Source organism: Photobacterium kasasachensis (assembly GCF_050336885.1).
GTDB lineage: Bacteria > Pseudomonadota > Gammaproteobacteria > Enterobacterales > Vibrionaceae > Photobacterium > Photobacterium kasasachensis.
Genome location: NZ_JAKJSH010000011.1, coordinates 217,931 through 234,237 on the forward strand (window position 1 = coordinate 217,931; position 16,307 = coordinate 234,237).

12 protein-coding genes and 2 pseudogenes are annotated in these 16,307 nt (G+C 43.5%); 7 read left to right on the plus strand and 7 right to left on the minus strand.

The annotated features are described in order from the left end of the window. Positions 1–12: 12 nt before the first annotated feature. From L4D19_RS16855 to L4D19_RS16885, 7 genes and pseudogenes are all read left to right on the plus strand, one after another. Positions 13–555, plus strand: a complete 543-nt coding sequence (locus tag L4D19_RS16855; RefSeq protein WP_428453416.1) for a sortase family protein — start codon at positions 13–15, stop codon at positions 553–555. 24 nt (positions 556–579) lie between these two features. Next, positions 580–2,703 carry an ATP-binding domain-containing protein gene (locus tag L4D19_RS16860; RefSeq protein ID WP_428453417.1) on the plus strand — a complete coding sequence of 708 codons (2,124 nt, stop codon included), beginning with the start codon at positions 580–582 and terminating at the stop codon, positions 2,701–2,703. Between the two features lie 265 nt (positions 2,704–2,968). Then, a pseudogene (locus tag L4D19_RS16865) lies at positions 2,969–3,103 on the plus strand (DUF262 domain-containing protein); the annotation flags it as partial. A gap of 508 nt (positions 3,104–3,611) precedes the next feature. Further along, positions 3,612–6,953, plus strand: coding sequence for a glycosyltransferase family 2 protein (locus L4D19_RS16870; protein ID WP_428453418.1), 3,342 nt, complete (start codon positions 3,612–3,614; stop codon positions 6,951–6,953). 1 nt (position 6,954) lies between these two features. Then, on the plus strand, positions 6,955–8,013 hold the full coding sequence (gene ybiA, locus L4D19_RS16875) for a riboflavin biosynthesis intermediates N-glycosidase (protein ID WP_428453419.1): 1,059 nt from the start codon (positions 6,955–6,957) through the stop codon (positions 8,011–8,013). 32 nt (positions 8,014–8,045) lie between these two features. Then, positions 8,046–9,437, plus strand: a complete 1,392-nt coding sequence (locus tag L4D19_RS16880) for an asparagine synthetase B family protein (protein WP_428453420.1) — start codon at positions 8,046–8,048, stop codon at positions 9,435–9,437. Further along, positions 9,434–10,132: an arylamine N-acetyltransferase family protein gene (locus L4D19_RS16885; protein ID WP_428453421.1), complete on the plus strand. Its 699-nt coding sequence runs from the start codon at positions 9,434–9,436 to the stop codon at positions 10,130–10,132. The genes L4D19_RS16880 and L4D19_RS16885 overlap by 4 nt, the downstream gene beginning before the upstream one ends. A 488-nt stretch (positions 10,133–10,620) precedes the next feature. Here the strand turns inward: L4D19_RS16885 and tnpC are convergent. From tnpC to L4D19_RS16920, 7 genes and pseudogenes are all read right to left on the minus strand, one after another. After that, positions 10,621–12,131: pseudogene (tnpC, locus tag L4D19_RS16890) on the minus strand (IS66 family transposase). Positions 12,132–12,190: 59 nt separating this feature from the next. Then, positions 12,191–12,538, minus strand: coding sequence for an IS66 family insertion sequence element accessory protein TnpB (gene tnpB / locus L4D19_RS16895; protein WP_428453422.1), 348 nt, complete (start codon positions 12,536–12,538; stop codon positions 12,191–12,193). Beyond that, complete coding sequence (tnpA, locus tag L4D19_RS16900) at positions 12,535–12,858, minus strand: IS66 family insertion sequence element accessory protein TnpA (RefSeq protein WP_428453423.1); 324 nt, start codon at positions 12,856–12,858, stop codon at positions 12,535–12,537. The genes tnpB and tnpA overlap by 4 nt, the downstream gene beginning before the upstream one ends. 351 nt (positions 12,859–13,209) lie before the next feature. After that, entirely contained in the window at positions 13,210–14,622 is a 1,413-nt protein-coding gene (locus L4D19_RS16905; RefSeq protein ID WP_428453424.1) for a hypothetical protein, read from the minus strand. Continuing rightward, entirely contained in the window at positions 14,619–15,161 is a 543-nt protein-coding gene (locus L4D19_RS16910; RefSeq protein ID WP_428453425.1) for a hypothetical protein, read from the minus strand. Before L4D19_RS16910 ends, L4D19_RS16905 begins: the two co-directional genes overlap by 4 nt. Before the next feature lie 10 nt (positions 15,162–15,171). Beyond that, the gene (locus L4D19_RS16915) at positions 15,172–15,642 is read right to left on the minus strand and encodes a hypothetical protein (protein ID WP_428453426.1); all 471 of its coding nucleotides are present in this window, start codon (positions 15,640–15,642) and stop codon (positions 15,172–15,174) included. Positions 15,643–15,960: 318 nt separating this feature from the next. Further along, a complete protein-coding gene (locus tag L4D19_RS16920; protein ID WP_428453441.1) occupies positions 15,961–16,275 on the minus strand; it encodes a transposase in 315 nt (104 codons plus the stop codon). Between the last annotated feature and the right edge of the window lie 32 nt (positions 16,276–16,307).

The window sequence follows — 16,307 nt, forward strand, 5'->3', positions numbered from 1 at the left end:
AGAGAAATAACAATGGATAATTTACAACAAATAGAGCAAATTGCTACCGAAGCAGTGGAGGTAATGGAGAATGTCTCTAGTACTGCCGAAAAATTAGCTAATCAATCAAAAAGCTCAAATGGGCAAGCTCAATTAGCAAGCGTCAACACATTCAATGACACTCATGCTATCGGAAACATGAGTCAAATCTCGAATTCTACTCAAGCTGGGTATCAAGCTCTTCAGCAAGAACCTGCAATTGCAAGAGTCCTTTACCATGATGGCCTTCAAACTAACACTCTTTACATTGCACGTAAGAGTTCACTCAAACTAAACGGAAATATCGCTCTTGCCAGCTATGATTCACCACTAGGCCACTTAGCATCGCTACAAGTTGGTGATGAAACAACACTAAACATTGGTGGTAAAACAACAATACTGGAAGTACTAGAAACCTTAACGCTGAAACCTCAAAAAAACGCTAAAGGTTGGGACTCTTTATTCTCTGTTTTTACTTCTGAAGACGAAGAAGTCATTACGATCGATCCATCGTTACGTAAATTTTTTGAAAACTAAAAGGATTTATCAGATACATCCTTTTTGGATGAATTACTCAACGATAGTGGTGCTCCTTCTGATTTTTCCATGGGCGTTAAGCACCAAGTTAGAGCGGCCATGAGTCTTCGAGATCAACCTATCTTAGATAAGTTTCAATCTGGAATTTTCCGCTTACCTCTAGATAGTCAATTGATCATTTTAGGCCCTCCAGGAACAGGTAAAACGACTACTCTGATTAAACGCTTAGGTCAAAAGCTTAACATTGAACATTTAGAACCTGACGAGCAAACAAAAATCAGGAATTCTAACGGCGGGGAAGCCCGACATAAAACCAGTTGGATCATGTTCACACCAACAGATCTTCTCAAGCACTATTTAAAGGAAGCTTTTGCTAAGGAGCAAGTGCCAGCTTCGTCTGAACAAATTAAAACGTGGGAAAACTACAGTAATCATTTGGGTCGTAATGTCTTGTCAGTGTTGCAATCGACGGGTAGTGGCGGCTTTGTTAAAAAGAATGTTCAGCACCTTAATTTAACAGCCAGCTCTAGTTTACCTAGCTTTTATGAGTCTTTTATCGGGTTCCACAAAAGCTCTGTAATTAGAGAACTCTTTGTAAGTATTGACCTTCTTAGTAAACTTGAGAGCAAAGACTTAGAGAATATCAATCCAGCACTTAAGTCAATTAAAAAGCATTTGGAGCAAGGGAACCTTATTGATTTCTATAGAAATCTTGACCAGTACCAAGAAGGTATTCAAAAACTGTTAAAAGATCTGAAAGACAGCGCCGAGATGATATTGAGGGCAACAGTAGCCTATCAGGTAAATACCGATAGAAGCTTTATTTCTGATTTAGTTGCAGTCATTAATGACTTTAAGATGAGCAAGCTGTCTGAGTCTGCCATTGAAGAAGATGATGAAGATGATGAAGATGATGACGAAGATGAAGAACAAGTTGTAACACCACAGCAAAAAGCATTTAGCGAATACAAGAAAGCACTGAATGCTCTAGCACGTGCTAGGTACCTCAAGCGCACTCTCCCTAAAAATGGCCTAGCTAGCACTATAGTCCAATGGTTAGACACCAGGTTACCTGAACAAGAGAAACTTCAAGAACTTGGAGCTCTAGCAATTCAAATGCGCGAACTGAGAAAGCTCAAAAAGGCTGAGTTGAAGTACTTAAAAAACACTTCAAAAAGTTACAGAATTTTCAGAAAGTCTGAAGAGGTATTCCATAGTTGGTTCGAAAGCTCGCCGAGTAAACCTAATCATTTGGAACAATCAGAATTGGATGTGATAATTCTGAGCAAATTAAAAATTGCAAAAGAACTACTCAATGAAAGGTTTGTTCAGCAGAAAGTAGAGCTGACCGCTTACAATCAGCTTCAAGTGATCAATGAAACGTTTAGAAATCAAGTCTTAGTCGATGAAGCAACTGACTTTTCACCTATTCAATTAGCGTGTATGGAAGCGTTGACCACGCCTTCTCTAGGTTCCTTCTTTGCATGTGGAGACTTCAACCAAAGGATAACTCAGCTAGGCACTAAATCAGCAGCTCAGCTTGACTGGGTATCTCCAAAATTGAGGACAGAGGCAATCCAGATAGTTTATCGCCAAAGTAAATGTCTAAACGAGTTTGCAAAGTCACTGCTAATGGAAATGGATGGTAACATTGATTACAGCGGAGAACTACCAGAGAAATCGAATCACCAAGGTGTTAACCCTGTTCTACTAGAAAATGAAGATGATCACTCAAAAGTCGTGAGTTGGTTAAAAGGTAGGATTACTGAAGTCGAGCAAACAGTAAATACCTTACCAAGTATTGCTATTTTGGTTAACCATGAAAGCGAAGTTAAACCATTAGCTGAAGCTCTTACGGAAGAGTTAGAAGACTTAAATATTAGAGCCGTAGCCTGTAGCGATGGGCAATCTTTAGGTGAAGGGAATGATGTTCGAGTCTTTGATGTTCAACACATTAAGGGGCTCGAATTTGAAGCGGTATTCTTTGTTGGAGCTGATATTTTAGCTCAAAGCAAGCCTGAGCTATTCGATAAATACCTCTATGTAGGTGCGACGAGGGCGGCAACGTTTTTAGGTATAACCTGTGAAGCATCTGTCCCGACATTAATAGATAAATTACGCCCTTCTTTCCAAGAACACTGGGGGTAGTCGCCTATCCGACAGAATCGAGACTATTGGCACTCTTTAGTCGAAGAGTGCCCCAACTGTAGTGGCGTAGTAAATTTGAGGCAGAATTTAATAGTTTGGTGGTTAAAGGTGAACATACAAAATCAGGAGTTTGTAGGCTGCAATCATCTAATACTGGTTTTATTCTTGATAGGCTTCGTAACTCTTTAGAGAGGTCTTCAGTTCTTCAGCAGTTAAATTTATCTCTGAACTCAGTATCTGATATGGTAATAAACGAAGCCCTAAATATCAAAGACGTGAACGCTGGGACGCGAAGAAAAAGGCTGATCTGATTGAGTCTTTTCTATTGAATCTACCTGTGCCACCAATATATCTAGCATTGGCTGAACGAACTGAAGATACTAGTTTGAACACATTGTGACCAAATATATTTGACCACTTCAAGCATCTGCAAAGAATTACCAGAGTGAATGTATTTTCCGTGGAGTAGTCGGTTGGGATATAGATAAACGCATGACGACAGATTTGGTAGCTCGTCTAAGGGGCAGCCACGTAAATGCTTAGTTTTTTATATTGACCGAGACTCTTGAAATGCCGGCAAGAGCTATCGTAAGTTACTTAAAATTTTGATTACAAAGCAATTGTGTTAATATTCTCACATGTTGATGCCACTCAGTGGCTGAGTGCTTTTTTGTCAGCTTAAAACATGACGTGCCTGGTTGAACTTGAACAGATCATAACGTAGTAGTTTTAGTTTACTGCTATATCAACCACTAAAATAAACAAAGTGCTGAATCCATCAAGGTGGAGTCAATGCTTGATATGCTTTAGAGCTGAATTTTTGATTGGCCAAAACTAGGAACTTGAAAGCTAGTTTGGTCATTATAATGTAGAGCGCTAACTAGCTGTTAAGACGTATGGAGTATGGTTTGAATACCGCGCAAGTTGCAGTAATTATTGCGACCAAAAATAGACCCAACCTATTAAAACAACGAGCACTGCACTCAGTCTTAAAGCAGTCCAGATTACCAAAATATTTAATTGTTGTAGATGACTCTCCAGAACAAGCTCAACAACAAAATAGGTTGATTGTCGAATCCCTTCCATTAAATGATTATCATATTCAATACCTGAGAAATCAGCGAACTCGTGGTGCCAGTGGTGCGTGGAATACGGCAATAGACTACCTGAGCAGCCAGCAAATAAAGAGCAGTGATTCGCTGTTTCTAGCATTCCTTGATGATGATGATGAATGGCATCCCAGCTATTTAGAAAGATGCTTAGCGGTATCAAGCGCAAACCACTGCAATATGGTGGCTGCTGGATTCTACCGCTATGAAAGTAATGGCCAGCGGCCTATCGAGTGCTTACCACCTAAGTCACTAAATGAAGACCTATTCTTGCGGGGCAACCCGGGTATTCAAGGCTCTAACCTGTTCTTATCACTCGATACCATGCTGATGGCTGGCGGTTTTGATGAACATCTACAAAGCTGCACAGATCGCGATCTGTGCATACGCCTCTGTGAATTAGGAGTGATCCGCTACCACAGCATAAATGAACCACTGTTAAATCACTATGCAGATAGTGATCGCCAACGGCTTAGTACACCAAACTCACCAGCCAAGAAAAAGGGTTTGGCAGCGTTTTGGCAGAAGTATCATGGGCGCATGAATGACGCGCAGCGTGAAGCATTCCTTGAGCGCGCGCAACACCTGTTTAACTGGCAACCAGAAACAGCACCGCAAACAGCATCAAAGTCGGTACTACAAATCGGGTTAACACTCGGCATTGAATTAGGAAGTACCTCGTTTTGTCAGCTAAGCCAAGCTATAGAGAGAATTCACCAAGTAGGCCAACAGTATCTAGTTGGTTTTAACCTTGTGTTGACTGCAACTCAAGATTTGAATTTGAATGATTTGCGTACGTTTCTTGAATTTGTGGGACAACAGGGAATTACTTGCTACAACTTATGTGCTCAACAAACATGTATTGAAATAGCTACTGCATTTGTCGCCAAAGAGAACATTGGCCATAGCGCATGGGTATTAAGAGGCTGGCAACCTCAAGAGCAACCATCCGGAAAAAGCGAAAATGTCATTTCAGCAATACTGACAGAATTAGGTGCTCGCCAGTTGTGCAACGACAGCCTTAATGAGCAGTTCACAAAGCAGCAAAGAAAACTAATTCAAAAAATAAAACAGTGTCGCACTGACGCAGCCCATGCACGTATCAATAAGCTATTTAGTACCGGTGATCTACAACTACTTGGTATTGGCTCTGAAGCCATTGTAATGACCGATGGTAAACGCGTTTTTAAGTGCATTGATTACTGGAAAACACGTCTACCTGCTGAGCAAATCAAGTTTTTACAAAAGGAGTGTTCACAATGGCGTGATCTGCCTGGTTTATATGCCCTCGACGAAATCATTTCTGATGGCAAAACCTTAGTGCTGACTTATCCCTATGAGGTGAGCAAGGCCTACCAAGGTGGTGACTGCGAGCAAGTGATTAACTTGCTGTATAGCTGCTGTAAAGCGGGCATTGTATGCAATAATATTCATCCGAAAAACCTGATCAAAACTCAAGATGAAGTGAAGCTGATTGATTATGGCTCAGATATTCGCCCATGGAATGAATTGGGTTTTGAACACATGGCGCGGCGTGCTTATCTAACTATTTATCATGCGGGTCACCCACGTCTAAAGTATTTAATGCGTCAATCGCTGCAAACCACGAATCTGCCGGAGATGCAGGGCTATCAAGTATTTCGTCAACGATTAACCGGTATTGACTGTAACCTGAAGCTAGAACAGCAAGCCCGGTTGCCCCTGACTTTGCCATCAGAGCAGCCAGCACCTTTTGCACTAACTATCGGCGTGATTACTGGTGATGCCCATAAACTATTGCCATTGCTTAACAGCATTGCCGAACTTGCGAAGTATGGTTTTTTATCCAAGGTAAACACCATCGTACTGTGCAACGGTTGCTCGGCTAGCTCTCTGAAAGCAGTTTTTGAGTATAGCAAGCGACCACTGGGCAATGTTCGAATAATCAGCGAAGCACGACAAGTAGAAGATGCCGAAAGTGGCTTATTTGGCTCAGGCTTAGCTAGCCGCCCTCGAGGTCAGGTCGGCATCGCACATGCACGGAGTATGCTGCAAAAGTACGTTGGACTAAAATGTGAAGCGAATCCAGATAGCATTGCTTGGATTCTTGATGACGACATGCGCTTAGATGCGCGTGCGAAGCAGTACCTCGCTTGGCTACCAAGGTTTAAGCAAGCGGGCGTTGATGTTGTGATTGGGCAATATGAAGGCTCCTCACCTAATCCGCCATTAAATGGCCTACGTGGTCAGCTGCTAGACCTGCTGCATAACTTACGCTGGCTAGATAAACTACCAAGCAATATCGAGCTGCCTGACCGCAGCGGCGAAAACACAATACTTCGAAATAAATACCCTGATTATTACTACGATTTATCGCGTAAACATTCGGCCCATATTGAAGTTCCATTTTGGCTCGAGCCCGCCTACAAAGGCGAAACTGTAGCGGAAGCGCGCGCCCGTTTGTTTGCTTATGCGCCATTGTTGGTCACGGGCTTCCCGCTCACTCGTAGTATCATCCCTGCATGTTCTGTAGACCCATTGGCGGCAGCAAAAGACACTGTCAATCGTGGTGGCAATACCTTTGTACTAAACCCAAAGGCGTTAACACAAACACCCAACCTAATACCTAAAATTAACGGGCGTGAAGCGCGCCGTTCAGACATGGTTTGGGCAATGGTCAATAAGCATCACCATGGGCTAAGTATTAAAAGCGCACCATTTCCGGTGCAACATACGGGGCGCGTGCAAAACAAGCAAATGCTGGACTTGGATAAGGTACAGGATGAAATAATGGGCTCGGCACTGTACGCTGGTCTGCAGGATTTTTTGCTTACAAAAGAACAGCATAATCTGGTCTTTACTTCTGCCGAAATTATCAAGGTTTGGCAAGCTACTAAAGTAGCACGCAACATTCGTCTCGCGCGTTTAAAACATAGCTTTTATCGAATTAATGGTTTGGCACAAGCATTGTCTAAGTTTCCAGAACTCACCGAGCTATGTGAATACCTGATTCGATCCTTTAACCCAGCCACGATTTCCAAACTAGAAGCTCAGGTTGAGCAAATGAACGAGCGCCATATTTACGAGTTTTTAAATCAAATTGTGCCGCAAAGTACCCGCTTTGCAAAAGCACACCAGAAAATTGTTGAGATAATAGAATAAAATGCCTTATAAAAATTACTGCGAACTCCCGACACCACATGGCACATTTAGAATGTACGATACTGGGAATGAATTGCTACGAGTGGTCACTTTTGGTGATATTAACAAACTAGGCAGTAAGCCAATGGTGCGATTGCATTCCTCTTGCTTGGCCTCAGAGGTATTTGAAGCACGAGACTGCGACTGCGCAGACCAATTGCGCGAAGCCATGAAAGTCATGGCACACGATGGAAGCGGTATCATTTTTCATTTGCATCAAGAAGGGCGCGGTCAAGGTCTCTCGAAGAAGATTCAAGCGGTATATAAAATGCAAACCGAGGCACTAGATACCGTTGAATCATTTCAAGCGATGGGTTTAGAACAAGACATTCGCGACTACGCGCCAGCTATCAAAGTGCTAAAAAAAATAGCGATAGAACAAGTGCGATTAGTGTCAAATAACCCTCGAAAAAGACGTGCACTGGAACAAGCAGGTATCGCAGTAGAAGTCGTTAATACCCACCCACAAGTACGCCACGAAAACGCCGACTACTTGCAGAGTAAAAATGACAAACTGGGCCACTATCTGCCTTTGGGCCTCGAACATGACAATACCAGCTCAATTCACTTTTATCATTCCGACCAAACCTGGGGGGAGTTTTCTAACTTCTCGCAGCATGCCGTTTATCTGTATGACAAAATTTGGCGTACAACTGAGCACTTTTATCAAGCACAAAAGTTTAGTGATCCTGCACTACAAGAGCGTGTACGCTCTGCTGCGAGCCCGATGTTAGCCAAACAAATAGCCAACCAGCTGGAATCACAACATCTCCAACCTAACTGGCACAACGTAAAAGAAAAGGTGATGTGGCAAGCGCTTGCAGCTAAATTTACTCAGCACCCTGAGCTTAAAGAGTTATTGTTATCAACACAGCAACGTAATATAGCCGAACATACACGCAATGACAGCTACTGGGGCGACGCAGAAGATGGCACTGGCTTAAACCGATTAGGTGCGTTGTTAGTGCAATTGCGCAGCCAGTTACGAGATAGTAAAGAGACACAACTATGTGCGGAATAGCGTTACTTTATGGTGACACCGCAGAACAAAGCATGCCAGCGACCCTAGATCGGCTTTTTCATCGAGGGCCTGATGACCAACACTGTTGGGTCAGCGGTCAATTAGCTATAGGCTTTGTACGCTTGGCGATTAACGATGGAACCATCGCAGGTCGTCAACCATATAAAGCTGGTGAATTGATAGGGGCATTTAACGGCGAAATCTACAATGCTGATGCACTTATTAAACAACATCACCTAGTGCTGAATAGTCAATGTGATACACATGTTATTGCACCGCTATTTGCTCAATTAGGTAACCAAGTGCTGTCAGAGTTAGACGGTTTTTATTCAGGCGTCATCTATCAACCTAGCATCCACACTCTTTACTTATTACGCGATCACATAGGCAAAAAACCGTTATTTTATGGTCAAGCCAACGGTAACATATTTGTTGTAAGTGAGCTCAAAGCGTTACATAACATCGAGTGGTTTGAGCAAGTGCCGCTAGGTATAAGTCAGTTAGAGTTAACTACAGGAAAACTAACGCAATTAGCAGAGCACCAACCGCTAGCCAAGGAAGCGATTAGTCTGGCTGTTGCAATGGAACAAGCAGTTATTAAACGCTTGCCCAAACAGCAGTTCGGCGTTTTCTTGAGTGGCGGCTTGGATAGTTCAATTATTGCAGCACTAGCTAATCAGCACTGCCAGGATATCACTTATTTTGCACTTGGCGGCCCAGATAGTTCCGATATCGCGATGGTTAACAGACTCGTTAAGCACTTAGGGTTAAGCCAAGTTCGCTATATTCCGTTACCAACAGAGCAAGAGCTACCCTCATTGATTGCTAAAGTGCTTTACGCAACTGAAAGCTATAACCCATCGGTAATAAGTAATGGCTTGGCAACTTACTTATTAGCTGAAGCTGCACAGAAGGAAGGTTTAAAGGTAGTACTAACCGGTGAGGGAGCGGATGAGCTATTTGCTGGTTACCACGATCAGCTATCAGAACAAGAATGGCAAACAACACGTACTAACCTGATAATCGACATGCGCTTTACCGAACTTCGTCGGCTAGATAAATGCAGTATGGCGCATAGTATTGAAGCTCGTTGCCCATATTTAGATCGTGTGGTGAAGTGTATCGCTGATACTTTGGAGCACAAAGAGTTCTATTTACCTGGTCGCAATAAAGTGGCACTTAGGAATACCTTTGGGGATTTATTGCCTGTCGAAATCGCTACCCGCAAAAAAACCTCATTCGATGTAGGCAGTGGCATACGCAAGTTGCTGGTGGACTATTTAACCCGCAACGGCAATACGGAAATAGCCGAGCTTAAGAAAATTTGGAAACGGACATTTACACACGATGCCGACAACACTTACTTTTTTAGCTATCCAACGTTTGATACTGCCATTGCTAAACGCGGGGCAACTCACAGATGACAGTACAATTAGCCCAAAAGATACTGCTAGACAAATTCAAGCAAGAACCATTTCACAACCTCTATCTACTCAACAATGTGCAACCCACCACAACGGCATATGGTGGCACCTGCTCGGACAAAACACTAAGCTACTTAGAGGCAGCCAAAGTAGCAGGATTTGATGCACACTTGCATTCTGCTCGCATTGGTGGGCAAGATATTCACCGGTTGGTAAGGCTTGAGATTGGTAATCAGCGTTACTTTGCCGATATCGGCAATGGATGGCCATCCATTCAACTCTTCCCAGCAGCAACCCCCATTGTGTATGAGTGCTACGGAATGCGCTATAGGACTGAAATAGAAAATGGTGTGATCACGATTTACCACCTTAAACGTGGCGTAGAAAAGCAACAAATGGAAATAGATATTGCAGCAAAACCAGAGGCAGAAATCCGGCAAGGAATAGCAAACCGCTTTTCCACCAACATTACCTACCCATTTAGCAACCAGTTACGATTCTCAATGATCGTTGGCCAGCGATTTTTATTTATTCGTGATACCCAGTTAGAGATATACAGTAGCAGTGGCTACGAGGAAGTCCCCAACATCAGTATAAGCGATCTACAAAACGTGGTAATGGAATATTTTGGCTATGATATTAAGCTACTAGAGTCTCACGTCGGCTATAGAAAACATGCTAGAACCAAAGTATGAGATCATAAAGTTTCATTTTTGGTCTTCTTCCCTAAGCAACTTTCAGTGCGTCAACCTCTGATTGCTCGTGATACTAGAGGTTGTCCGAAAGGTAGATATACTCCTGTATTAGCAATATATGGAGTAAGAAATTACTAATGAGGTGAGCTACTTGGGCGACATACAATTCGAATATAGTTTGTAGTTTGCAACATGTTTGCTTGGTGTTGATTCTCGACAGAAGGAGCAATACTCCTCATAGTGATCGCGTTTTTTATCTTGTAGCTGGGCTTTGAGTTCACCTTCTTTTGTCTCTACATCATTGAAGTATGCTTTCATATAGTAATCGTGGAAAATTAGCTTAGAGAAGGGAATTAATTCGCTCTTCCAATCGTACTGAATTTCATCACCAACAAGTTCGGGTTCTCGCCAGTGTACCTCAAACCAAAGTTCGCCAGTTTCGTGTGTTAAGTTTTTTGTAAGCGGCCCATGATCCCACGGGCGCATTATTAATGTGAGAAGTTCCAGGGAAGAAGTGATTCGATATCTGGATCAGGCTTGGCCAGTTCTTTCATACACTGGACGAGGTAATCGTAAAGGATAAGATCATTGGCTTTGGCCGTTTCAATAATGCTGTAGAGCATTGCGCTGGCATCCGCACCTTTCGGGGTATCAGCGAAAAGCCAATTTTTTCGGCCGATAACCATGGATTTGATTGCACGTTCTGCCCGATTGTTGTCGATGGATAGATGGCCGTCTTCCACATATCGAACCAGCTTCGGCCATTGACCCGTCGTATATTTAATTGCCTTACCCAACTGGCTTGAGCCCACCACTTTCTGCGATGTCAGCCACTTATGCAGGTCATCAAGCATTGGCTTCGCCAGCTTCTGCCGCTCTGCCAATCGCTCCTGAGCAGTGTTACCTTTCAGGCGCGTTTCCAGCGCATACAGTTTCTGGATTTTCGCCAGAGCGACATCGGCTTTTCCTGTCTTGCCCTTACCTTGCAGCTTCTTGGCATCCATGAACTTACGGCGGGCATGGGCCAGGCAACCCAGGTGTTTGACCTTCGGCAGTCCGTCATAGGCTTTATAGCCATCCGTTTGTAGATAGCCGTCGTACTCGCCAAGGAAGGCAACAGGGCATGCCCTCGAACGACCGTTTTGGTAGTCGAACAAGACGATATTTTTGACACCTTTCAGTGTGGCTTCTGGGGAGTCTGCTCCCGAGCAGTAAACCCACATATAACACTGTTTATCTTCTTTCAGTACATTGAGTGGCGTTTCATCTGCCTGAACCACTACCTGTTCCAGCAGGTGCATTGTAGCGACTGATAAAGCGGAGTAAAGTGTTCGCTGACCTGCATCACCCAGCGAGCCATGGTGGTTCTGGATAGCTCAATACCCGATTGCTTAAACAGGGTTTCCTGGCGATAAAGCGGTAGCGCGTACTGGTATTTACCAAGAATGATGTTGGCCAGCAGGCTTTCAGTGGCGAAGCTCTTGGGGATAAGACTTGCTGGTGCAGGCTTTTGTGCGATGCTGACCTTATCCGCTTCCTTTTCGCACTGACGACATCCGTATTTAGGACGGACATATTCCAATACTTTTAATACAGCAGGCGTGAACTCAAGCTTTTCACAGCTATCTTCACCGATTTTATGCAGCGGATGCTGGCAACATGAGCAGACTTTTTCTTCATCAGCCAAGTCCAGAACGATACGTTCTCGTGGCAGTTCTTTAGGAAGCGGCTTGCGTTTACCACGCGCCTTTTTGGTGGTTGTGGTCGTAACAACTTCTTGCTCATCAGGAGTAGCAGCTTCGCATTCCACTTCATTGAACAGATCGCCCTGTGCTTCATCATATGGCTTGAGGGCTTCTGCTCGTTTGGCGAACTGGCGGTCGATAGCCAGTTTAAACTGCTCAAGAAGCGATGCCTTTTCAGCCATCAGGGCTTTAACCATCGCTTGAAGCGCGGCAACATCTTGACTGTCAGGGTTAATGTTGGGCGTCTTTTTCATGGCGTCCATTATACTGAAAATGGCTCGTAACTGCCCGATATATCTAACTTTTTTGATGGCTAACTCATTGTAAAGCTATGTATTTCTATGGACTTATGGCCGATAATCGTGAAGCCAGAAAGCAGGCGTTCGAACTCCTCACTGCTGAGGGTAAAGACCTGATGTTGCTCCCTGGATGGCCACTTGAACTTGTCTTTTTCCAGGCGTTTGTACCAAAGTGCAAAGCCTGTTTTATCCCAGTAGAGCACCTTCATTTTGTCGCGCTGTTTGTTGGTAAACAGGAACAGCGCCCCTGAGTCTAAAGACAAGTCGGATTCGACCAGTGCCGCCAGTCCGTTGATGGATTTGCGGAAATCAACGAACTCACGGTACAGGTAAATGGCAGGAGGACTGATTAACCCTTTCATGACTGGAGAGCGCCAATAAGCTCTGCCAGATAACCCACAGGTGTACCTTGCGGAATGCTTAGCTCGATATCATTGATGCTGAGCGTCATATTCGCCGCGACAGGTTTAGCTATCTGGTAATGAGTGGTTTGTTCAACAACTTCAGCGCGGACAAATCCGCTCTGACGGTTTTCACTGGAGAGTTGCAGCAGGCGTCGCTTAGCAAAGAAGGTGGAAGTGCTGATTTTATTCTGTCGACAGAACTCTCTTTGAGTCAGGGAGCTACTTTCATACTGCTGGAATATTGCCAGCCATTCCTGGTCGCTACGTCGATTGGCCATGATCCTTTCTCCTGATTTGATGGAGCTAGGATCATAAATCTCGTGTCAGCTTAATTGAATGTGGGGTTAATGGGGCGGATACTATGGAATTACGCTCCCGGTTGGTCGCAAAGTTATCAATCGTGCTTTGCCCAATATCTTAGAAGATGCAAAAAAGATCTCCTCGATTGTTGTGGGATCTCATAATTGGTGAACTAAGACCCTCTTATATTACGAGGGAGTTCAAGGATTATGAGATTTCAAACACTAGTAAAAATCTCATATTCTATGACCTACCCACCATGAAATCTCACTACTCATGAAACCCAAATAAAAATAATCACTTAGATCAATCATCATTATAATCCATAACTACCAAACAACGTCCATTGTTCCTTCGGCTACTAAACCACTAGCACAAATGACCGAAAAGTCCATGGCAAGCGTCTGCAAGACCCCTTTCTCGAACGTTGCAACAACATTTTTAGCTTTCCCTTTAGTGACCTCACAGGTAGTTCCCCGGAAACTTAGGCCAAGCCCCGGCTTATCATCGAAGCGGTCGAACTCGCTCAGAGCAAATTCACTGGTCATATTGTTAACCATATTCATAGGAAAGTCATAGCTAAAGCTAGATACGTCTGAATCTGCTGTTACGAAATCAGCAGAATTTCTCAGAGCGGTAGTAAAGACAAGATCTGTTTCATCATTAACTTGGCCAGACGAAGCAGGCCTACCGTTACCAAATGAATTCGCTTTAAGAGCAACTTTTGCATATGTTGGTTGTTCACTAAGGGCAAAGTGTGTTCCTAAACCCTGTTCAGCCTCCTCTTGTTCTTCAAATATCACTCTATCTAATAGTTCAACGTTAGCTGTAGTGCCTGTGCCCAGCCGGTGAATGAAACGAATAGGTTGCTTCTCCTTTGGAAGCATGCCCACCCACTCGTAGCCTCGCGGCTGAACTCTTGCCTTTTTCGTTTCTTTATCCAGCGATGTAGATTGAAGCTGAGCAACCAGCTCACGAATTTGAATATTACCTGCTCCGAACCCCTGAATAGCTATTAAAAACCTTCGAGCTAAAGGCCCTACACTTTTATGAGATAATCGAGGCTCTGGATCGGTGATCGATTCAGCTACAGATGTTGGTTCTGAGGCAGTTACAGCAGGGTATTTACTATTCATTGCTTTTAATATGTTTGCGACATCGTTAGCAAATGACTCAATTTCTGGAACCAATGTATCTTCAAAACGCTGATCATCAGCTTCATAACATGTATCAAGCAAAACCAATGAGGGTATTCCAGCTTTGTCGATCAGCTCAAGAATGCCCAGAGCACTAACAACCTGATGCTCATCTGCTTCTACTAAGTCTTGAAAAGGATATGGGCCAACAAAGTCTCCCGGAATAAGAAAATGACCATAACCAAGCCCCTCTCCTAAACCGTGTCCATTGTAGTATAGAACCAATAAAGGGTTGTCGTATTCCTTAGCTTTGGATAATGCCTCTCGCACCGCACTCCATATATTCTCTCGTGTAACAAAATGGACAGCATCATCTCTCAACTCCAGGCCCCACTTAGCACGCTGAGCCAGTCGATATGCCATTCGGCTGGCAGAATGTCTTCCTGATGGGGGCTTAGAGAACTCTTTCGCACTTGGTGATTTAGCACGCTCGCCCAGCCTCGCGTAATTCTCGATTCCGATTGAAAGGAAGATTAAGTCTTGTTCAGGCTCTGCATAGCTTTGTGTACTAACTGCTACAATTAATAGAATAAATATCCTTATCATTTAGAGTTCTCCAGTTGCGGATTCTCCATCATAGGACTTAAAGCCAAGTTCACCCGCTCTTGTTCAATAGCTCTGCGTAATGCTCGACTTAGTTCTCTAGCTCGGACTTTTAGTTGATCTTCAGGCTTTTTATCACCCAGCATCGATCTTCCACTTTGATAGTTCTCAATGCCGCTACGAAGATAATCCATCGCCCTAACTACTTCATCGGATCGAAGCGTTGCAAGAGAACTCCAATATAATCTCTCAAAACTCCTAATATCTTTTTCAAGCTCTTCAGGTTGGGACGATGGTGCACTTAACTTTCCAGCAGCAATAGCAATGTTTTGGTATTCATCGACACGTCGTTTGAATAACTCTTGAGCGAAAGCTCTATCTCTTGCTATTTGCTCAACCTTTACGACCTCCGCTTGTGTCTCCACGTATTGGTAAACCCCCCAAACAAAACTTACTATGGCCCCCAATATTCCAATACATTTAATAACAACATCCCAAGCTCGGTAATTTTCTTCACTTATAGACAATTCTTTTTCTGCCATTTCAAGCCCTTTAGTCATTTGTTCGTCTTAGCTCATATAGCTCTACCGATTTCTCTGGAGACACGCGATGTTCCTGGATCTTGGCTATCAACACTTCTGTAGGCGGTAATCCAGGTTCATTTATTTTATCTGTAAGTATTTCTATCCAATGAACATTTTCATCGATAGTTAACTCCACCGGCCCTGATGCTTTTGATGACATAGACCAATTGTGTTTTTTCTCTCTAACTTGACCATTATCACAAGTGCGCTTGATCAGCCTACCATCTGCGTAGAAGATCCAATCAGTTCCTTGAATACAATTGGAATCTTCTCCTAGACGATTTCGCCATGCTTCTAGAGTCCAAGCTTGACCTTCTGAACTAGCTAACGCAGCCTTATAGAGTTCATCCGTCTGGGAAGGGGGTTCTGCTTGGATTTTCATACTCACTATCAAAAGTGCTAGTAAAACCAGATTAATTAAAAGCCTATTAGTTTTCATTTCATATCCAAAGGTAATCTTTAATATCTACGCTACGGCTCTTTAACTTCAAAATATAGCACGCATGATCTAAAAATTTTTCAGCCCACTTATCTTTCTTACTATTCAAAGATTCATCAACCCAACCTGATACATTTTATTTTTGCCAGAGAATTTTTTAAATTTTAGGTGGTGTAGCCAGAGCTGGCTGCAAGAGCCAATAATGTATCGTGTGAACTCTTTCTGAGCTTCTGTAAAACCTCGGTAGCCAGCCACAGGTATCCATTCCGTCTTCAAGCTTCAGAAGATGAGATCCAAAAGAGTATAGACGCTCCTATGTCAAGCCAGTACAGCTAGATCCTTTAGACTCAGGGGAAATAGCTCTCTCGCGATATAACGCTTTAAACTTCGTGTAATTTTTTTTGTTTGATAACTCCTCTGCCGTCCTTTATCTCGCATTCTTACCATTGCTCCAGTCCAGAGAGCATTATTGGCGCTGCGGAACCCACCTCGGTTTAATCTGTGACGAGTAGTTGTTCCTGATGAAGCAGGGGGCGGATTAACTCCGTAAAATGCTTCAAACAATGGCTTTTTCCTCAAACGATTTGCATTGTGACCCGCAGCGACTAGAAGCGTTGCCGCAACACTAAACAGAGATACAAACGTTTAAGCCTCCGCGTTAGTTT